Source organism: Methylobacterium sp. J-026, from assembly GCF_022829585.1.
GTDB lineage: Bacteria > Pseudomonadota > Alphaproteobacteria > Rhizobiales > Beijerinckiaceae > Methylobacterium.
In genome coordinates this window covers 23,257-43,263 of record NZ_JAKSYC010000065.1, presented here as the reverse complement: position 1 = coordinate 43,263, position 20,007 = coordinate 23,257, and the positions used below count along the sequence as shown (strand labels likewise).

The following is a 20,007-nucleotide window of genomic DNA, read 5'->3' as shown; positions in this document are numbered from 1 at the left end:
TGATAGCGGCCCGCAGTGACGGGCCGCTATCTCGACGCGTCACTTGGTTCGATCGGACGGCAAGCGGGCGGCTCGTGAGAGCCGCCCGTTTGATTCAACGTCCCTGGTGGAATGGCGGCAGGTCCGATCGGGAGTGGCGACCCGATGCTCGGGGCGGCCGCGGACGGCACAGCCGATCGCTCCCGGGACCCCCGCGCCCGCTGACGCGTTGCCCCGCCGAATCCCAGGAGTGTGCACAATGACGTCTTCCGCCGGCATCCGTTTCGGACTCGCCCTCTCGCTGATGTCCGGCGTGGCCAGTCTGCCGACGCTCGCTTCCGCCCAGGATCGGACCCCCGGGCAAGGGTCTGCCGCCGGGCAAGCACCGCTCACCAAGATCGCGAGCTTCGAGCATCAGGTCACCGGCATCACCGTGAGCCGCGACGGGCGCATGTTCGTCAACTTTCCCCGCTGGAGCGAGGACGCCCCCGTTTCCGTGGCCGAGTTAAAGGACGGCAAGCCGGTGCCCTTCCCGGATCTCGGGTGGAACAGCTGGCGCAACGCGAAGGCGGACACGGTCGATCCGAAGACTCATTTCGTCTGCGTGCAGAGCGTCGTGGCCGACCAGCAGGACCGCCTCTGGGTGGTCGATGCCGCGGCCCCCGCGATGGCCCACGTGATCAAGGATGGGCCGAAGCTCGTCGGGATCGACCTGAAGACCAACCAGGTCGTGAAAACCATCCCGTTCGACAGCAGCACCGTGCTGCAGGCGTCCTACATCAACGACGTGCGCATCGCGCCGGACGGGAAGACCGCCTACCTCACCGATTCCGGCGCCGAGGGCGCGCTGATCGTGGTTGATCTCGACAGTGGATCGGCCAAGCGCCTGCTCTCGGGCCACGCCTCGACGATGCCGGACACGAGCGTGACCGTGCAGTACGACGGCAAGCCCCTGCGCCGCCCGGACGGGCGCGGCGTCGACTTCGCGGCGGACGGCATTGCCCTCTCGCCGGACGGCAAGACGCTGTACTGGCAGGCGATCAAGGGCAAGACGCTCTACAGCCTGCCGACCGATGCGCTCACCGGCTGGGCGACCGCGTCCTTCGTGCCCGAGTCGCTCAGCGACCGGACGCTGAGCGGCAAGATCGTCACCGTCGGTGAGAACGGCCCCGCCGACGGCCTGATGATCTCCCGCGAGGACGGCCGGATGTACGTGACGTCGCCGCAGGACAACGCCGTGAAGGTCCGCGATCTCTCCCGTACCGGAGCGGGCCTGACGACGCTGGTCCAGGATCCGCAGTTGCGGTGGCCGGACACGTTCAGCGAGGGGCCGGACGGCACGGTCTACGTGACGACGTCGCACATCCAAGATTCCGCGGACTACAAGCCCGGCGCACCGATCAGCCTTCCGACGGAACTCTGGGCGATCAAGCCAAGCCAGGGCGATGTCACCGGATCGACCGGGGCCGGCACCGCACGCTGACGCGGCCTGTGCGCGTCAGACGGCCTTGCCGACGAGGCTGCCGATCCCCGCGGTGACCGCCATGGCGAGCGCCCCCCAGAAGGTCACGCGGGCCGTGGCCCGGACCAGGGGGGCGCCGCCCGCCTTGGCGCCCAGGGCGCCGAGGACAGCCAGGAACACCAGCGAGGCGGCCGACACCCTGTAGGCCGCTGACGCTCCGGGGGCGAGCGCCGCCACCAGCAGCGGCAGGGCCGCGCCGGCTGAGAAAGTCGCCGCCGAGGTCAGCGCCGCCTGAACTGGGCGCGCCGTCGTGACTTCCGAGATGCCGAGCTCGTCACGGGCATGGGCGCCGAGCGCGTCCTTGGCCATGAGCTGATCGGCGACCTGCCGGGCCAGCGTCGGGTCGAGGCCCCGATCGATGTAGATCCGGGCGAGTTCCTCCCGCTCCGCCGCCGGATCGGCCGCCAGCTCGCCGCGCTCCCGGTCGAGGTCGGCCCGTTCGGTATCGGCCTGCGAACTTACCGAGACGTACTCGCCGGCGGCCATGGACATCGCGCCGGCCACGAGCCCGGCGGATCCCGCGACCAGGATCTCGTTGGGATTGGCGGCGGAGGCGGCGACCCCGACGATCAGGCTTGCGGTGGAGACGAGGCCGTCATTGGCCCCGAGGACGGCGGCGCGCAGCCAGCCGATCCGGTCGATGAGATGACGCTCGGTATGGACGGGGCGCATAATCGTCGAGGTCCTTGCAGGAGCGGAATGCGGGCCGGGATCGCGCGGACCGCCACAGGCAGCCGATCCTAACACGGCCCTTATGCGGAGGGCCCTCGCTCGCGCTCGAACCCTAACGCGGTTTCCGGCCACAATCCCGCCTGGCCAAGGCCGGGCGCGGCGCTTCCGCGGCCGGTCCGCCGAACCGGAGCGGATCGCCATGCTCGACATCGTCTTCATCGCCGGGGCGCTCGCCTTCTTCGGCCTCGCCGAGGGCTACGCCGTCCTCTGCGAACGCCTCTGAGGGGCCCGCCATGACCTTCGACCTCGCCCTCGGCGCCCTCGTGACGGCCGGGCTCCTCGTCTACCTCACCTACGCCCTCGTCCGCCCCGAGCGGTTCTGAGCGGCCCTCGTGGACCTCCTCCCATGACCCTCAACGGCTGGATCCAGATCGCGCTCTACTGCGCGGTCGTGCTGGCGCTCGTGAAGCCCCTCGGGTCGTACATGACCCGCGTCTTCACCGGAGAGCGCGCCCTCCTCTCGCCCGTGCTCGGCCCCGTCGAGCGCGGGCTCTACCGTGTGTCGGGCATCGACGCCCGGCAGGAGCAGCACTGGCTCGCCTATACGGGCGCGGTCATCCTGTTCCACGTGCTGGGCTTTGCCGTCCTCTACGCGATCCTGCGCCTGCAGGCGGTCCTGCCGCTCAACCCGGCCGATCAGGCCGCGGTGGCGCCGGACCTCGCGTTCAACACCGCGACCAGCTTCATCACCAACACCAACTGGCAGTCCTACGGCGGCGAGACCACGCTCTCGTACCTGTCCCAGATGCTCGGGCTGACGCACCAGAACTTCCTGTCGGCGGCCACCGGCATCGCGGTGGCGGTGGCGCTGATCCGGGGCTTCGCCCGGGCCTCCACCGGCACGATCGGCTCGTTCTGGGTCGATGTCACCCGGGCGACCCTCTACGTGCTGCTGCCGATCTGCGTGCCCTACACGCTGTTCCTGGTCTGGCAGGGCATGCCGCAGACGTTCAGCGCCTACGTTGATGCGACGACGCTGGAGGGTGCGCACCAGACCATCGCGCTGGGGCCGGTGGCCAGCCAGGTGGCGATCAAGATGCTCGGCACCAACGGCGGCGGGTTCTTCAACGCCAACGCCGCGCACCCGTTCGAGAACCCCACCGCCCTGTCGAACTTCGTCCAGATGGTCTCGATCTTCGTGATCGGCGCCGCGCTCACCAACGTCTTCGGCCGGATGGTCCGCGACGAGCGCCAGGGCTGGGCGATCCTGGGCGCCATGGGCGTGCTGTTCCTGGCTGGCGTATGGGTCACCTACTGGGCCGAAGCCAACGGCAGCTCGGTCCTCAACGGCCTGGGTCTCACCGGCGGCAACATGGAGGGCAAGGAGACGCGCTTCGGCATCGCGGCCTCGGCGCTGTTCGCGGTGATCACAACCGCGGCCTCCTGCGGCGCCGTCAACGCCATGCACGATTCGTTCACGGCGCTGGGCGGCCTGATCCCGCTTATCAACATGCAGCTCGGCGAGATCATCATCGGCGGCGTCGGCGCCGGCCTCTACGGCATGCTGATCTTCGTGATCGTGGCGATCTTCGTGGCCGGGCTCATGGTCGGGCGCACCCCGGAATACCTCGGCAAGAAGATCGAGGCCAAGGAGGTGAAGATGGCCATGCTCGGCATCCTGTGCCTGCCCCTGATGATGCTGGGCTTCACCGCGCTGGCGACCGTGCTGCCGGCCGGGCTCGCCGGCCCGGCCAATGCCGGCCCGCACGGCTTCTCGGAGATCCTCTACGCCTACACGTCGGCGGCGGCCAATAACGGCTCGGCCTTCGGCGGTCTCTCTGCCAACACGCTGTTCTACAACAGCACCTTGGCCATCGGGATGCTGGTGGGTCGGTTCTTCGTGAAGATCCCGGTTCTGGCCATCGCGGGCTCGCTCGCCGCCAAGAAGACGGTCCCGGCCTCGGCGGGCACGTTCCCGACCCATGGCGGCCTGTTCGTCGGTCTCCTCGTCGGCGTGATCCTGATCATCGGCGGCCTGACCTTCTTCCCGTCCCTGGCGCTCGGCCCCGTGGTCGAGCACCTCGCGGGCGCGGCCGGCCAGACCTTCGCGACGGGGGGCTGAGATGCCGCGCGCCCTCCCGTCCCGGCGCATGCCGCGCCACCACCTCGTGCTGCACCGGCAACCGCAGCGGCCCGGGCGCGCACCGCCGGTGCGGACTTCGGACCTGGTGCTGGCGCTCCTCGGCGTCGTGCTGCTCGGCGGCTTCGCCCTCCTGGCCGCGATCGCGCTGACCACCGGCACCCTCGTTCCCTGACCAAGACAGCGCCCGGCGCGCCGCGCCGGGCTCCCTCACCGCTTCGGACATCATCCATGTCTCGTCAGACGTCATCCCTGTTCAGCGCCGCCCTGGTCGGGCCGGCCCTCCTCGGCTCGGTCAGGAAGCTCGATCCCCGCGCCATGATCCGCAACCCGGTCATGTTCGTGGTCGAGGTCGTGGCGGCGCTGACCACCGTGCTGTTCGCCCGCGACCTCGTCACCGGGGGCAACGACCTCGCCTTCTCCGGCCAGATCATCCTCTGGCTGTGGTTTACCCTGATCTTCGCCAACTTTGCCGAGGCGCTCGCCGAGGGCCGCGGCAAGGCCCAGGCCGACAGCCTGCGGCGCACCCGCACCGAGATGACCGCCAAGCGCCTCAAGGGGCCGGGCGGGGGCTACGAGACGGTGCCTGGCACGACCCTCAAGGTCGGCGACGTCGTCCTGGTCGAGGCCGGCGATCTGATCCCCTCCGACGGCGAGGTGATCGAGGGCGTCGCCTCGGTGAACGAGGCCGCCATCACCGGCGAATCGGCCCCGGTGATCCGCGAATCCGGCGGCGACCGCTCGGCTGTCACCGGGGGCACGCAGGTGCTCTCCGACCAGATCAAGGTCCGCATCACCGCGGCCGCGGGCTCGACCTTCGTCGATCGGATGATCGCCCTGGTCGAGGGTGCCTCCCGGCAGAAGACCCCGAACGAGATCGCCCTCAATATCCTGCTCGCCGGGCTGACCCTCGTGTTCGTCTTCGCGGTGGCCTCGATCCCGAGCTTTGCCAGCTATGCGGGCGGCGCGATTCCGGTGATCGTGCTGGTCGCCTTGTTCGTCACCCTGATCCCGACCACCATCGGTGCCCTGCTCTCGGCCATCGGCATCGCCGGCATGGACCGGCTGGTGCGCTTCAACGTGCTCGCCATGTCGGGCCGGGCCGTCGAGGCGGCGGGCGACGTGGACACGCTGCTCCTCGACAAGACCGGCACGATCACCCTGGGCAACCGGCAGGCGACCGAGTTCCGCCCGGTCTCCGGGGTCTCGGAGCAGGAACTGGCCGACGCGGCGCAACTCGCCTCCCTGGCGGACGAGACCCCCGAGGGCCGCTCCATCGTGGTCCTCGCCAAGGAGACCTATGGCATCCGCGCCCGCGACATGGCGGGGCTCAACGCCACCTTCGTGCCGTTCACCGCGCAGTCGCGGATGTCCGGCGTGGATCTCAACGGGGCCTCGATCCGCAAGGGCGCCGTGGAGGCCGTGATCGCCTCGCTCGCCGCGCAGCCCATGGCGAGCCGGGGCTCGAACGCCGCCCTCGCCTTCCAGCCCGATCCGGAATCACGCGTGGTCGGCGAGATCCGCGCCATCGCGGAGACGATCGCCAAGGCCGGCGGCACGCCCCTGGCCGTCGCCCGCGACGGCCGGTTGCTCGGAATCGTCTACCTGAAGGACATCGTGAAGGGTGGCATCCGCGAGCGCTTCGCGGAGCTGCGGCGGATGGGCATCCGCACGGTGATGATCACCGGCGACAACCCGATGACCGCGGCGGCCATCGCGGCGGAAGCCGGCGTCGACGATTTCCTCGCCCAGGCCACACCCGAGGACAAGCTGGCGCTGATCCGCAAGGAGCAGGCCGAGGGCAAGCTCGTCGCCATGTGCGGCGACGGCACCAACGACGCCCCGGCGCTGGCCCAGGCCGATGTCGGCGTCGCCATGAACACCGGCACGGTGGCGGCCCGCGAGGCGGGCAACATGGTCGACCTCGACAGCGATCCGACCAAGCTCATCGAGATCGTCGGCATCGGCAAGCAGTTGCTGATGACCCGCGGCGCGCTGACGACCTTCTCGATCGCCAACGACGTGGCCAAGTACTTCGCCATCATCCCGGCGATGTTCCTGACGCTCTACCCGCAGCTGCAGGCGCTGAACGTCATGCATCTCGCCTCGCCGCAGAGCGCGATCCTGTCGGCGATCATCTTCAACGCGCTGATCATCGTGGCCCTGATCCCGCTGGCGCTCCGCGGCGTGACCTACCGGGCCGTGGGCGCGGCCGCGCTCCTGCGCCGCAACCTCCTGATCTACGGGCTCGGCGGCGTGATCGTGCCCTTCATCGGCATCAAGGCCATCGACCTCGCCGTCACCGCCCTGCGCCTCGCCTGAACCGGTCCCTGGGAGACCCGCCATGCTCAAACAGATCCGCCCCGCCCTGGTCCTCCTCACCGCGCTCACGGTGGTCACCGGGCTCGCCTACCCCCTCGCCATGACCGGCCTCGCCGGGGTCATCTTCCCGGCCAAAGCCGCGGGCAGCCTGATCGAGCGCGACGGTACGATCGTCGGCTCCCGCCTGATCGGGCAGACCTTCGCGGGCGCCGGATATTTCCACGGGCGGCCCTCGGCTACGACAGCACCCGACCCGGCCGACGCCTCGAAGACGGTGCCGGCGCCCTACAACGCGGCGAACTCCTCGGGTTCGAACCTCGGCCCGACCAGTGCCGCGCTGGCCGAGCGGGTCAAGGGCGACCGCGACACCCTGAAGGCGGAGAACGCGGCCGCCCCGGTGCCGGTCGATCTGGTCACCACCAGCGGGTCCGGCCTCGATCCGGAGATCTCGCCGCAGGCCGCCGACTTCCAGATTCCCCGCATCGCCAAGGCCCGGAACCTGCCGCAGGACAGGCTGCGCGAACTCGTCGCGTCCCACGTCGAGGGCCGCACCCTCGGGCTCCTCGGCGAGCCGCGCGTCAACGTCCTGGCGCTGAACCTCGCCCTCGAGGATCTCGTCCGCCGCTGAGCGGCGTATAGGGGGATCATGCCCGAGACCGGCCGCGACCCGAACCGCCCCTCCCCCGACGCCCTGCTCGAAGCGGCGCGCCGGGAAGAACGGACGCTCGGCCGGCTCAAGGTGTTCCTCGGGGCCGCCCCCGGCGTCGGCAAGACCTACGAGATGCTGACCATCGGGCGGGCCCGGCTGAAGGCCGGGACCGACGTGGTCATCGGGGTCGTCGAGACCCATGGCCGGGCCGAGACCGAGGCCCTGCTCGACGGGTTCGCGGTGATCCCCCGCCGGGCGGTGCCCTATCACGGCGCCGTGCTGGAGGAGATGGACCTCGACGCCCTGCTCGCCCGCCGGCCGGCCCTGGCGCTGGTGGACGAACTCGCCCACACCAACGCACCGGGCTCGCGCCACCCGAAGCGTTATCAGGATGTCGAGGAACTGCTCGACGCCGGCATCGACGTCTACACCACGCTCAACATCCAGCACGTCGACAGCCTCAACGACGTCGTGGCGCAGATCACCCGCATCCGCGTGCGCGAGACCGTCCCGGACGGCATCCTCGACCGGGCGGACGATATCGAGGTGGTCGACCTCAACCCGGACGACCTGATCCAGCGCCTGAAGGACGGCAAGGTCTACGTCCCGACGAATGCCGAGCGCGCCCTGAAGCATTACTTCTCGCGCGGCAACCTGACCGCCCTGCGGGAACTGGCGCTGCGTCGCACGGCGGACCGGGTCGACGACGAACTCCTCGGCCACATGCGGGCCAACGCCATCGCCGGGCCCTGGGCGGCGGGCGAGCGGGTGCTGGTCTGCGTGAACGAGGACCCCCGCTCGGCCGGCCTCGTGCGCTACGCCAAGCGCCTTGCCGACCGCCTGCACGCCCCGTGGACGGCGCTGTCGATCGAGGGCGCCCGCGCGGCGTCCCTGCGGGAGGCGGAGCGTGACCGGATCGCCGAGGCCCTGCGCTTGGCCGACCGGCTCGGGGGGGACGCCGTGACCCTGCCCGGCGGCCGGCGCCTGGCCGACGACGTGATCGACTACGCCCGCTCGGCGAACGTGAACCACATCGTCGTGGGCAAGGCGAACCGGTCGTGGCTGTTCGAGCTCGTCAACGGCTCGGTGGTGCACGACCTCGTGCGCCGCAGCGGCAATATCAGCGTGCATGTGGTGCCCGGGGAGGCCGTTCCGGATGAGAGACAGCCCCGCCGCACCGTCACGGCGGCGGCGCCGCGGACCGGCTTCGCCGTCCGGCCCTACGGCATCGCGATCGTCGCCATCGCGGTCGGACTCGGCGCCGCGCTCCTGGCACAGCCCTATGCGGGCGTGGAGAATGCCGACCTGTTCCTGTTGACCGCCGTCGTGGCGGTGGCGGTGCGGTCGGGCCTCGGGCCGGCCCTGGCGGCCGTCCTGGCGGCCTCGCTGGCCTACAACTTCTTCTTCCTTCCGCCGGTCTACACGTTCACGATCGCCGACCCGACCAACGTCGCGGCCTTCCTGCTCTTCACCCTGGTGGCGGTCCTAGTCTCGAATCTCGCCGCCCGGACCCGGCGGATCGCGATGGTCAGCCAGGGCCGCGCCCGGGCGACGGAGCGCCTGTTCGGCTTCTCCCGGAAGCTCGCCGCCTGCGGGACGCTCGACGACGTGCTCTGGGCCACCTGCGCCCAGGTGGCGGCGATGCTGAGAGTCCGCGTCGTCCTCCTCCTGCCCGACGGCAAGGCCGTCACGGTCCATGCCGGCTACCCGCCGGAGGACCGGCTCGACGCGGCCGACGTCGCGGCGGCCCAGTGGGCCTTCGACAACGACCGGCCCGCCGGCCGCGGTGCCGACACCCTGCCGGGGGCCAAGCGCCTGTTCCTGCCGATGCGCACCGGGCGCGGCACGATCGGGGTGATCGGCCTCGATGCGGACGGGACCGGGCCGATCCTGACGCCCGAGGCCCGGCGCCTCCTCGATGCCCTGGCTGACATGGGTGCGCTCGCCATCGAGCGGGTGCGGCTCGTGGAGGATCTCGACCGCGCCGAGCGGGCCGCCGAGACCGACCGGCTGCGCCAGGCGCTGCTCACCTCCATCAGCCACGACCTGCGCACACCGCTGGCCTCGGTCCTGGGGGCGGCGAGCACGCTGCGCGACCTCGACGCCGCCCTGCCGCCCGAGGCGAAGGCGGAGCTGCTCGGCACGATCATCGAGGAGGCGGAGCGGCTCAACCGCTTCATCGCCAACCTGCTCGACATGACCCGCCTCGAGGCCGGGGCGGTGGCGCCGAATCTGTCGGCGCAGGACATCGGCGAGACGGTCGATACCGCCCTGCGGCGGACGCAGACGATCCTGGCCGGCCATCGCGTCACCGTGGACATCGCCCCCGACCTGCCGGCCCTGGCGCTCGATCCGGTGCTGTTCGAGCAGGTCCTGGTCAACCTCCTCGACAACGCGGCCAAGTATGCCCCGGAGGGCTCGACCGTGACGATCCGGGCGCTGCGCGCGGGGGCCGAGCTGCGCATCGCGGTTCTGGACGAGGGCGACGGCCTACCGGATGCCGACCTCGAGCGGGTGTTCGACAAGTTCTACCGGGCCCGCAAGGGCGACCGGGTCCGGGCCGGGACCGGCCTGGGTCTGGCGATCTCCCGCGGCTTCGTCGAAGCGATGGGTGGCACGGTCACGGCCGCGAACCGGCGCGACCGCAGCGGCGCCTGCTTCACCATCACCCTCCCGGTCCCGGCCCGGAGCGCACCGAAGGACGTCGCCGCCTGACGCGCACGGTGGTGCGGGGCGCGGCGAACTGGACGGTACGCTCCGGCCGGCGGCGCTACCCGCCCGCCGGGGGCGCGCCGCGCTTCAGGGCGCTGCCGCGTCCCCGCCCCGCCCGGCCGCCACGGCCCGGTAGATCCTGTCGGCCGCGAAGGGCGTCGCGGTCAGGCGCGCCCCGGTGGCGTCGCGGATGGCGTTGCCCAGGGCGGCCGCGACCGGATTGTAGGGCGATTCGCTCATCGATTTGGCCCCGAGCGGACCGACGCTGTCATGGCTGTCGGCGAACAGGACCTGCGTGTCCGGGACGCCGGCGCAGGCGGGGATGTGGTAGTCGCGGAACGCCTGCGTGATCACGCGGCCCGCGCCGTCGATCCGAAAATCCTCGTAGAGCGCGGCGCCGATCGCCTGCGCGACGCCGCCCTCGACCTGGCCGCGGCACTGCATTGGGTTGATCACCCGCCCGGCATCGGCGGCGTGGACGCTTCGGAGGATGCGGAGCTCGCCGGTCACCGGGTGGACCGCCACCCGGAAGGCCTGGACGTTGAACGACACCGAGCGCGGGCTGCCGTCGGCGCGGCCCTCAGCGGCCAGCGGCCCGAGGGCGGTGAGCGCGCGCGGGCCCCTGGGCGTCTCCACCGCATCGCCGGCGAGGCGGCAGGATTCTGGTTCCGCGCCGGACAGCGCCGCAGCCCGGGCGCGGATTCGCTCGGCGAGGGCCTCGGCGGCGCGCAGCGTCGCCAGGCCCGCCACCACGGTGCCGGTGCTGCCGTAGGCGCCGGTATCGTGGCCGACCGCGTCGGTATCCGCGCCGAGGATGCGCACCTGCGCGGGATCGGCGCCCAGCGCGGACGCCGCGATCTGACGATGCACCGTGCTGGTGCCATTGCCGAACTCGGCGGTGCCGACCCGGACGGTGTAGCACCCGTCCGCCTCCAGGCTCACCCGCGCCTCGGCGTGATGGCCCCGGGGCGGGATCGTGTCGATCATCGCCATCGCCATCCCGGTGCCGCTCCGCCAACCGGGCTCCGGGTCCGGCCCCGGATCGGCCTGCAGCGCCTCCTCCACCAGGGTCAGGCACTGGTCGAGGCCGTAGCTGCCGAACACCACGTCGTGGGGCTCAAGGCTGTTCGATACCAGGGCATCGCCCGGCCTCACGGCGTTGCGGCGGCGCAGGGCGAACGGATCGAGCCCGAGGCGCCGGGCGACCTCGTCCAGGGCGGATTCGACGGCGAAGATGGTCTGGCTCAGGCCGTAGCCCCGGAAGGCCCCGGCCGGGACCGTGTTGGTGTAGACCGCCCGGCCGGCTACCCGCTTGTTCGGGCAGGCATAGGCGGCGAGCACCTCGTTGCAGCCGTGGTGGATCACGCCGCCCGCATGATTGCCGTAGGCCCCGGTGTCGGACAGGACGTCGAGGCTGATCGCCGTGAGCGTCCCGTCCCGGCGGGCGCCGACCGTGACGGCGACCCGCATCGGGTGACGCGTCGTGGTCGCGGCGAACTGCTCCTGGCGGGTCAGTTCCCAGCGCACCGGCCGGCCGGTGCGCAGCACCGCCAGGGTGACGAGATCCTCCGTGAGCATCTCCTGCTTGCCGCCGAAGCCGCCGCCGACCCGGCCGCAGACGACGCGCACGGCCGCCCGCTCCAGGCCGAACAGGTCGCAGAGCGCGTCCCGGGTCAGGAACGGCACCTGGCTGCTCGTGCGCAGCGTCAGCCGGCCGTCCGGCCCGCGCCAGCCGATGCAGCCATGGGTCTCGAGGGCCGCGTGCTGGACCCGCTGCGATCGGAACGTCTCCGCGTAGACGATATCGGCCGCCGCGAAACCCGCCGCCACGTCGCCGACCTCGCCGCGGACCTCGGCGGCGAGATTCGGGTGGCACGCGAGCGGCGGCGCGTCCGCGCCGGGGCGGTCGCCCGGGTCGTGGACAGGCGGGGCGCCGGGTTCGAGGGCGCGGTCCGGATCGAGCAAAGCCTGGCGGATCTCGTAGGTGACCCGCAAGGCCCGGCACCCGGCCTCGGCGGCCGCTTCCGTCTCCGCGATCACGGCGGCGACCCGCTGGCCGACGAAACGCAGGATCGGGTCAAGCACCCGTGTGTCGGCGGCGTCGTCCCGGGGATCCTGATGGCGCCCGGTGGAGAAGCGGCCCGGCGGCGCGTCCGCGTGGGTGAGGATCGCCACGACGCCGGGGATCGCCTCCGCGGCCGCGGTGTCGATCGCCGCGATGCGGGCATGGGCGTGCGGCGAGCGCAGGACCTTCAGGTGGAGCGCGTCGGAGGCCGCCCTGTCGAGGGTGAAGCGCGCCCGTCCGGACACCACCAGGGGCGCCTCCGGAGCGGGCAGGTTCCGGCCCACCGGGTCGCCGGCTCCACCCTCCGTATGGGCGATCCCCGCGATGGCGTCGCGGATGGCCCGGTAGCCGGTGCAGCGGCAGAGATTGCCCTTCAGGGCTGCACCGAGATCACGCCGCTGGCCCTGATCGAGGGCGGCGGCCGTCATGATCATGCCCGGCGTGCAGAAGCCGCACTGGAAGCCCTGCGCAGCCAGGAAGGCGGCCTGCATCGGATGGAAATCGCGGGGTTCCGGGTCGTCCGTGCGGCAGGGGCCGGCAAGCCCCTCGATGGTGGTCACGCAACGCCCCTCGGCGCGGAAGGCCGGGATCAGGCAGCTGTGCACCGGCTCGCCGTCGAGATGGATCGTGCAGGCGCCGCAATCCCCCGCGTCGCAGCCCTTCTTGACGCCGAACCAGCCGGCCTCGCGCAGGAACGTGCGCAGGCACTGGCCCGGCCGCGCCTCACCCTCGTGCGGGGCGCCATTGACCGTCAGCTGCATCGGCCGGCCTCTCCCGACAGGGCCTCGCGGATCTCCTCGGCGAGGTGCCGGGTGACGTGTCGGCGCCAGTCGGGTCGGCCGTGTACGTCGTCGTGGTAGAGGGTCTCGGGGATCGCCTCGTCGAGGACCTGCATCAGAGCCGCCCTGTCGGGCAGGGCGTCGAAGATGAGGCGCAGGGGGCGCCGCACCGAGGCCGTGACGGTGAGCGCGAAGCCGCCCCACGCGTCCCGGGTCCCGATCAGCAACGCGCCGGACCGGCCGTTGGGGCTGAGGCTGATGCGCCGGAACGCCGTCCGCCGGGTCAGCGCGGCCGCCGGGATCGACAGGCTGCGCAGGATCTCGCCCGGGCGCAGGGCGTTGCGCCCGGGATCGAGGACGAAATCGGTGGCGGATAGAGACCGCTCCGCACCGTCGGCGGACCAGATCGCGCAACTGGCCTCCAGCGCCGTTGCCAGGGCGATCATCGGGCCGGCCGGAAGGGCCAGGCAGAGATTGCCGCCGACCGTGGCGGTGTTCCAGATCTTGAACGAGCCGAGCAGGGCGCGGCAGCATTGCCGGACCAGCGGCGCCGCGACCCATGAAGGCGGCAGATCGAGGCGATCGAGCTGCGCGATGGTACAGGTCGCCGCGAGCATCAGACCCTCCGGGCCGAGCGCGGATGGCGGCCATCCGAGGCCGGCGAGGTCGACGAGGCGCCGCGTGCCGGGCTGCGGCTCGGAGAACAGCCAGGTTCCCCCCGCCAGACAGGCGTCGCCAGCCTGCCAGGCCGGTAATTCGGAACGGCTGCGGGGCCGAAGGACGGTCTCGACGGCGATGAGGTCCATGCGCGCTCGTCATCTGGGCACCGGGGGACCCGGCCACGCACTATGCGTGCCGGCCCGCGGGCCCGGTCAGGAGTCCGTGTGCGCGCCCGGTAGAAGCGAGGGTATCGAGAGGCGAGCCCCGAGCCGCTGCCGGCGGCCCTGTGATCGGCGACGGCTCACTGGGGGTGGTCGACGCCCGGATCGTCGCGATCCTGCCCCAGTCTTCGCAATGGCGAACGCGGGAACCGTCCGCCCGCTCGCGGATCGAGGCGACGATCGGCCTATGTGCGTGAGCCAACGGGCGTCGAGTCCGCGCGGGATCCGCCCACCGTCAATGACAGACGGTCAGTGGGATGACGGAGGGGCTAGATCGATACAATCTCCAGGTGAATTCATGTGAGCTCAACTCGCGCACAGGACAGATCAATATTTGTTGAGCAAAGTGCTATCTTAACCCCTAAGAAATAAGAAGCACATCATACAGGAATGCGAAATAAGGGCCGCAAACGCAATCAATAAAGTATCTTAGGTTGCGTTTTAACGGTCACCGAAAGCCCTGCCCCCCTCGGACGAACGCGCCTGTCCGGCGCGCGCATCCGCCCGACATGTGGAGACATCGATGTTCGCGCGCCTGCACGGCCGGCGGGATCAGCACGCCAAACTTGCAGCCTTGAGCCGCTCGCTGGCGACGATCGAATTCGCGCTGGATGGCACCATCCTGGATGCCAACCCGAACTTCCTGGCGGCCATGGGCTACACCCTCGAGGAGATTCGCGGCCGCCATCACAGCCTGTTCGTGGAGCCGGCTGCGCGGGACAGTCAGGCCTATCGTCAGTTCTGGGAGAAGCTGCGGCGGGCCGAGTTCCAGACGGCCGAGTACAAGCGCATCGCCAAAGGGGGGCGCGAGGTCTGGATCCAGGCGACCTACAATCCCGTGCTCGACCCGGCCGGCAAGCCGACGAAGATCGTCAAGTTCGCCACCGACGTCACCGCCGACAAGCTGCGGACCCTGGATCTCGAAGGGCAGATCACGGCGCTGCACCGCTCGCAGGCGGTGATCGCCTTCGCCCTCGATGGCACGATCCTCAGCGCCAACCAGAACTTCCTGGACGCGGTGGGGTATCGGCTCGACGAGATCGTCGGCCGCCACCACAGCCTGTTCGTCGGCGAGGCCGAGCGTTCGGGAGAGGCCTATCGCGCGTTCTGGGCGGCGCTCGCCCGCGGCGAATACCAGTCCGGTGCGTTCAAGCGGATGGGTAAGGGTGGCCGGGCCGTCTGGATCCAGGCGACCTACAATCCGATCACCGACGCGGATGGCCGACCCGTTCGCGTCGTCAAGTTCGCCACCGACATCACCGCGCAGGTGGACGAGCGCGAGCGAAGGGCGCAGGCGCAGAAGGCGGTGGGCGACGAGATCGACGCGATCGGCGACGCCGTGGCGGATGTGAGCCGCCAGACCGGCGAGGCGGCCGACACGGTCGGCCGGGTCTCACACGATATCAGGTCGATGGCCACGGGGGCGGAGCAGCTGTCGCTCTCCGTGAACGAGATCAGCGAGCAGGTGAGCCATGCCGCCGGGATCGCCGGTCAGGCCGTGGACCAGGCCCAGCGCACCGGTCAGATCGTCGCCGGCCTGAGCGCGCAGGCGACGCAGATCGGCGACGTCGTCGGCCTGATCTCCGGTATCGCCGCCCAGACCAACCTGCTCGCGCTCAACGCCACGATCGAGGCGGCCCGCGCGGGCGACGCCGGCCGCGGTTTCGCGGTGGTCGCCAGCGAGGTGAAGACCCTGGCCCTGCAGACCGGGCGCGCGACCGACCAGATCCGCGGTCAGATCGCCGCCACCCAATCGACGACCCGCGAGGCGGTGGATGCCATCGGCGCCATCCGGGCCACGATCGGCACGCTGAATGCGGTCTCGTCCGCCATTGCGTCGGCGGTGGAAGAGCAATCGGTGGTGACGCGCGAGATGTCGGGCAGCCTGCAGACCGCCTCCGGGGGGGTCTCGGCCATCGCGGCCGGCATGGACACGATCGCCCAGGCGAGCACGCGGCTCGACCAGGCGACGCGCCACGTACGGGACGCCACGCGGTCCATGGGCTGACCCGGACCCGGCGCGGGCAACCGGCCCCTCCGGCGCCGCCCATCGTCCCAAGGGTCGCGTCGCCCTCGACGCGCCCTGCGGTGTCGGCTGAGCGGCGCTGGACCCTGCGGAACGTGGCCATGGGGTCGCGCAGGCGTTGGCGCAGCCAACCTCTGCGCCCGCTACCCGAGGAACCACCGCAGCTGCGCATCGTCGGTCTCGATGGCGGTCAGACACGCGTCGGTATCGTGACCCTGTGCCATGCAGGGCTTTGTCGCGCGAACAGACATGACGGGGTGTTTGGCTCGGAAGAATGATGCGATCCCGGGCCGCGCATCACGCCCCCGAACATAGCGGCCTATCCCGCGCGCCGAACCGACCGACTGCGGTTCGACTGATGCGTCTCAATTTTAGACCCTCCGATCGGTTTCGCAGCGACCTGCGATGTCGCCGATCCGTCGCGCAGTGCCCCTGACATTTCCAGCACGCGCCGGCGGCGTTGATCGACGCCGCCCATCTGGACCCGGATCGTTATCGATCCCCGGGATGCCGAGATGCCGGTTAGTCACGTTTAAAATTCAGTTTTCACTGCCAAACCTCGCCAAGGATACAAATTTATTGCTTTCAACGACTTGTATTAATTAAATTGGAAACAGTACTTTTGCTCTCAATGCCGCATACGATGCATAAATGATCGAAGATTGAACTTTGCAAATTTGTCAGCGCTACGTTATGGGGCGAAAGGCTAAAATGTGAAACCGCGCGGTTTCGCAGCAGAGAGTCTTCGCGGCATGAAATCGTCTACACAGACAATCTGTCTATCGATAATTGTCAAGAACGAGGCACATGTCATCCGTCGATGTCTTGATTCCGTCAGGCCGATCATCGATCACTGGATCATCGTCGACACCGGATCGACCGACGGAACTCAGGATGTGATCCGTGCCGCGATGGCGGATATCCCGGGCAGGCTCGTGGAACGGCCATGGGTCGACTTCGCCTATAACCGGAGCGAAGCGCTGCGCCTGGCGCGTCCCCATGGACACTATTCGCTGATCATCGACGCCGACGACGAGTTGGTCATTCCAGCGGGCTTCACGATGCCGAAGCTTGAAGCTTCGGCCTACCACCTCACCATCGTGGACAGCTTCACCCGCTACCAGCGCCTACAGATCGTCAGCAACGCCTTGCCGTGGCATTATCGCGGTGTCCTTCACGAGTTCCTCGACTGTAAGGTCAAGGCCAGCCGCGGCTCGCTGCCGCTGGCCATGCGCCGCGGGGAAGACGGTGCACGGCATCGCGATCCGGACACGTACAAGCGCGACGCTGTCATCCTCGAGACGGCGCTGAAGACCGAGAAGGATCCGTTCCTGATCGCGCGCTATACATTTTATCTTGCTCAAAGCTACCGAGATTCTAATGACTTTGAGAATTCGCTAAAATATTATTTGCAGCGTACGGAGTATCGCTTCTGGCATGAAGAGGTCTACATCAGCCTACTCAGCGCCGCCTACATCATGGAAGCCATCCGAGAGCCCGAGGACAAGATCAAAGCCCTATACGACCGCGCGATCGCGATCTGCCCGGAACGAGCGGAGGCGCGCCACGGCGCCAGCCGGTATTACAGACACTTACGCAAGTTCGTGGAAGGCTTTCACTACGCCGAGGCCGGGCTGCCTCCAAACATGCCCAGCGAGGGCCTGTTCCTCCAACCGTGGATCTACCAATACGGATTACAGGATGAGTACGCGGTCAACGCGTACTGCACGGGCCAATACCGCGCCTGTCTGGCGAACTGCCTCGACATCCTCGGGCATCCGGACCTGCCGGTCGACGTTCGCGAGAGGATCGCGAAGCTGTCCCGCGAGGCACTCGGCAAGATGCTCGATCCGGTCTGGGGATTCGCCCCTTCGGCGTACCGCACGGAATTCATGCCGCAGTGGCAGGTCTGAGGACACGTCGGGCACACGATCCGGGGCCCGGATCCGCGGCCTGCTTCAATCGGGTCGGCCCATCCAAATGCCCACTGAGCCACCCCGATCCTGGGGCGCCGTGGCCGCAATCTCGGCACCGCAATCCAGATCCCCGAGCAGTGGGACGCCCACCCGGCGCCGCCCTCACCCAATCTCCGCGATGTAGCGCCCCAGCGCGGCTGCCGCCCGGAGCATATGCGCCCGCATCCGCCGGGCGGCCATCTCGCCATCGCCCTCCGCGATCGCCGTCAGGATCTCGCCGTGCTCCTCGTGGGAGCGGCGGATCCGATCGGCGTGGCGCAGCTGCGTCCGGCGGAAGGCGGCGAGACGCTCCCGGATCGCCAGCGCCTGCTCGGCCATGAATCCGTTGTGGGTCGCCGTGTAGAGCGCCTCGTGGAAGGTGCGGTTGAAGCGGTCGTAGGCATCGACGTCGCCCTCCGACACGGCGCGGGCGGAGTCCGCGTGGAGCTCCATCAGCTCGCCGCGTTCGAGGGGTGTCATCCGGTAGGTCGCGAGCCGCGCGCACATCGCCTCGATCTCCGCAGTCGTCTCGAACATGTCGGCGATGCGCTGCGGCGTCAGGCGCGCGACGACGACGCCCCGGCGCGGCCGGATCTCCACGAGCCCCGACGAGGCGAGCTGCCGCAGGGCCTCGCGGACGGGCGTGCGCGACGCGCCGTAGCGCTGTGCGAGGTTCTGCTCATCGAGGGCGGTGCCGGCCGCCATCGTCCCCGACGCGATTTCATCGGTGAGCGCGTCGCGGATCCGGTCCGAGAGCAATCCCGTGTCGATCTTCTGGAAATCGCCGTGCATCGACCGATCCTAGACCCTTCCGCAGGCTGCGGCTTCCGGTTCTCAAGGCAAACGATGCTGTCGGCCATCCTCATCCGTCGCGGCGGATGCTGTCGGCCGCAGCGGACAGACGCTCAGCCGACGAGGGCCCGCACTGCCAGGAACAGGATCGACGGGCCGACTAGGCAGCCGAGTCCGGTATGGAACGTCGCCGTCAGCGCCCCGTAGGGCACCAACTTCGGATCGGTCGCCGCGAGGCCGCCGGCCACGCCGCTCACCGTGCCCATCAGCCCGCCATAGGCCATGGCCGAGCGCGGATTGTCGAGCCCGATCAGCCGCGCCACGAGCGGCGTCCCAACCATCACCATGACGGCCTTGGTCACCCCCGTCGCGATGGACAGCGCCATCACGGTGGAATCGGCGCCGATGGCCGCTCCGGTGACGGGACCGACGATGTAGGTGATCGCGCCCGCCCCGATCGTCGTGATCGAGACCGCATCGTGATACCCGAAAGCCACGGCCGTCAGGGTGCCGACGATGAAGGGCAGGATCGTACCCAGCGCGAGGGCGAGGACGCCCAGTAGGCCGGCGCGCCGGGCCTCGACCACGTCGACCTCGAAAGCCGTGGCGACGATGGCGAAGTCCCGCAGCATCGCCCCGCCCATGAGCCCGATGCCGGCGAGCGCCGGGATGTCGGCCAGCCCTTTCTTACCGCCGGTATAGACCCCGCCGACATAGGCCAGCACCAAGCCCAGCACGATGGCGATGGCCGAGCCGTGGACGCGCCCGTTGGTCAGGCGCTTGGCGGCGAAATTCGAGACGAGGATCAGCGCCCCCACCACCGCGAAGGCGGCCACGAGGCTCTGCTCGACGAAGACGTGCTCGATCCCGTGCCAGATCGCGTGTCCCGTTGCCTGGTCCATGGCGTTCACCCCTTCCCGACACTGGATGCAGCGGGCCCGCTGGCCGGTTCGGTCTCGCCGCCGATCACCGATCCGCCATGCTCGACCGCGCCGCTGCCCGGATCGCGGCGACCGATCCGGCTGAGGAGCGCCACCGCGCCGAAACACAGCACCAGGGAGCCCGTGGCGGCGATCAGCACGATCGGGCCGCCGCTCATCGCGGCGACGACGTTCTGCTGCGCCGCCATGGCGACGACGATCGGGATGTACATGCCGGCCCAGAATTCGACCCCGAACTGGACGCCCTTGGTCAAGCGGCCCCGGCGGGACAGCCACAGGCGGGCCGCGATGAGCAGGATCATGGCGATCCCGACGCCGCCGACATTGGCCTTCACGCCGAGCGCGACGCCGAGCAGATCGCCGAGATACACGCCGATCAACGTGCAGGCGGCGAGCAGGGCGACACCGAGCACGATCATCGGCGTTGTTCCTTCTGCCGCACCGGATTCCCGGCGCATCGCGGCGGCCGTCTCGACGCGCTCGGCATGACCCGTCTCCCTCCCGGACCGGCTCGTCGGCCGTTTCCACCAGTATGCAGGATATTGACACTTCGGCAATCCCGTATACGAAAC

Annotated in this window: 16 protein-coding genes; 10 read left to right on the top strand and 6 right to left on the bottom strand. The window is 69.9% G+C overall.

All coding sequences use genetic code 11. The features are described from left to right. The first annotated feature begins 238 nt into the window (after positions 1-238). The gene (locus MKK69_RS05515; RefSeq protein WP_243966704.1) at positions 239-1,462 is read left to right on the top strand and encodes a major royal jelly family protein; all 1,224 of its coding nucleotides are present in this window, start codon (positions 239-241) and stop codon (positions 1,460-1,462) included. A gap of 15 nt (positions 1,463-1,477) precedes the next feature. On the opposite strand, the gene MKK69_RS05510 is transcribed toward MKK69_RS05515, so the two are convergent. Beyond that, positions 1,478-2,173 carry a VIT family protein gene (locus MKK69_RS05510; protein WP_243966703.1) on the bottom strand — a complete coding sequence of 232 codons (696 nt, stop codon included), beginning with the start codon at positions 2,171-2,173 and terminating at the stop codon, positions 1,478-1,480. Between the two features lie 82 nt (positions 2,174-2,255). Between MKK69_RS05510 and MKK69_RS05505 the strand changes: the two genes are divergently transcribed. Genes MKK69_RS05505 through MKK69_RS05475 form a run of 7 tightly spaced genes read left to right on the top strand, consistent with a single transcriptional unit; the run spans position 2,256 to position 9,999 of the window. Then, on the top strand, positions 2,256-2,456 hold the full coding sequence (locus MKK69_RS05505; RefSeq protein ID WP_243966702.1) for a hypothetical protein: 201 nt from the start codon (positions 2,256-2,258) through the stop codon (positions 2,454-2,456). A 10-nt stretch (positions 2,457-2,466) separates the two neighbouring features. After that, the gene (locus MKK69_RS05500; protein WP_238229089.1) at positions 2,467-2,556 is read left to right on the top strand and encodes a K(+)-transporting ATPase subunit F; all 90 of its coding nucleotides are present in this window, start codon (positions 2,467-2,469) and stop codon (positions 2,554-2,556) included. Positions 2,557-2,579: 23 nt separating this feature from the next. Beyond that, positions 2,580-4,295, top strand: coding sequence for a potassium-transporting ATPase subunit KdpA (kdpA, locus tag MKK69_RS05495; protein WP_243966701.1), 1,716 nt, complete (start codon positions 2,580-2,582; stop codon positions 4,293-4,295). Position 4,296: 1 nt separating this feature from the next. Beyond that, on the top strand, positions 4,297-4,488 hold the full coding sequence (locus MKK69_RS05490; protein WP_243966700.1) for a hypothetical protein: 192 nt from the start codon (positions 4,297-4,299) through the stop codon (positions 4,486-4,488). A 56-nt stretch (positions 4,489-4,544) separates the two neighbouring features. Next, positions 4,545-6,635, top strand: coding sequence for a potassium-transporting ATPase subunit KdpB (kdpB, locus tag MKK69_RS05485; RefSeq protein ID WP_243966699.1), 2,091 nt, complete (start codon positions 4,545-4,547; stop codon positions 6,633-6,635). A gap of 22 nt (positions 6,636-6,657) precedes the next feature. Further along, the gene (locus MKK69_RS05480) at positions 6,658-7,263 is read left to right on the top strand and encodes a K(+)-transporting ATPase subunit C (protein ID WP_243966698.1); all 606 of its coding nucleotides are present in this window, start codon (positions 6,658-6,660) and stop codon (positions 7,261-7,263) included. Between the two features lie 18 nt (positions 7,264-7,281). Continuing rightward, complete coding sequence (locus tag MKK69_RS05475; RefSeq protein ID WP_243966697.1) at positions 7,282-9,999, top strand: sensor histidine kinase; 2,718 nt, start codon at positions 7,282-7,284, stop codon at positions 9,997-9,999. An 84-nt stretch (positions 10,000-10,083) separates the two neighbouring features. Here MKK69_RS05475 and MKK69_RS05470 read toward each other — a convergent pair whose 3' ends face one another. Both MKK69_RS05470 and MKK69_RS05465 read right to left on the bottom strand, forming a co-directional pair. After that, entirely contained in the window at positions 10,084-12,822 is a 2,739-nt protein-coding gene (locus MKK69_RS05470) for a molybdopterin-dependent oxidoreductase (protein WP_243966696.1), read from the bottom strand. After that, on the bottom strand, positions 12,813-13,646 hold the full coding sequence (locus MKK69_RS05465) for an FAD binding domain-containing protein (protein ID WP_243966694.1): 834 nt from the start codon (positions 13,644-13,646) through the stop codon (positions 12,813-12,815). The genes MKK69_RS05470 and MKK69_RS05465 overlap by 10 nt, the downstream gene beginning before the upstream one ends. A gap of 598 nt (positions 13,647-14,244) precedes the next feature. On the opposite strand from MKK69_RS05465, the gene MKK69_RS05460 reads away from it, so the two are divergent. Both MKK69_RS05460 and MKK69_RS05455 read left to right on the top strand, forming a co-directional pair. Beyond that, positions 14,245-15,729: a PAS domain S-box protein gene (locus MKK69_RS05460; protein WP_243966693.1), complete on the top strand. Its 1,485-nt coding sequence runs from the start codon at positions 14,245-14,247 to the stop codon at positions 15,727-15,729. Between the two features lie 770 nt (positions 15,730-16,499). After that, positions 16,500-17,660: a glycosyltransferase family 2 protein gene (locus MKK69_RS05455; protein ID WP_243966692.1), complete on the top strand. Its 1,161-nt coding sequence runs from the start codon at positions 16,500-16,502 to the stop codon at positions 17,658-17,660. 165 nt (positions 17,661-17,825) lie between these two features. On the opposite strand, the gene MKK69_RS05450 is transcribed toward MKK69_RS05455, so the two are convergent. The 3 genes from MKK69_RS05450 to madL all read right to left on the bottom strand — a co-directional run bounded on the left by MKK69_RS05450 (position 17,826) and on the right by madL (position 19,854). Then, complete coding sequence (locus MKK69_RS05450; protein WP_243966691.1) at positions 17,826-18,494, bottom strand: GntR family transcriptional regulator; 669 nt, start codon at positions 18,492-18,494, stop codon at positions 17,826-17,828. 113 nt (positions 18,495-18,607) lie between these two features. Next, the gene (madM, locus tag MKK69_RS05445; RefSeq protein ID WP_243966831.1) at positions 18,608-19,372 is read right to left on the bottom strand and encodes a malonate transporter subunit MadM; all 765 of its coding nucleotides are present in this window, start codon (positions 19,370-19,372) and stop codon (positions 18,608-18,610) included. 29 nt (positions 19,373-19,401) lie between these two features. Then, entirely contained in the window at positions 19,402-19,854 is a 453-nt protein-coding gene (gene madL / locus MKK69_RS05440) for a malonate transporter subunit MadL (protein ID WP_243966690.1), read from the bottom strand. Positions 19,855-20,007: the final 153 nt, after the last annotated feature.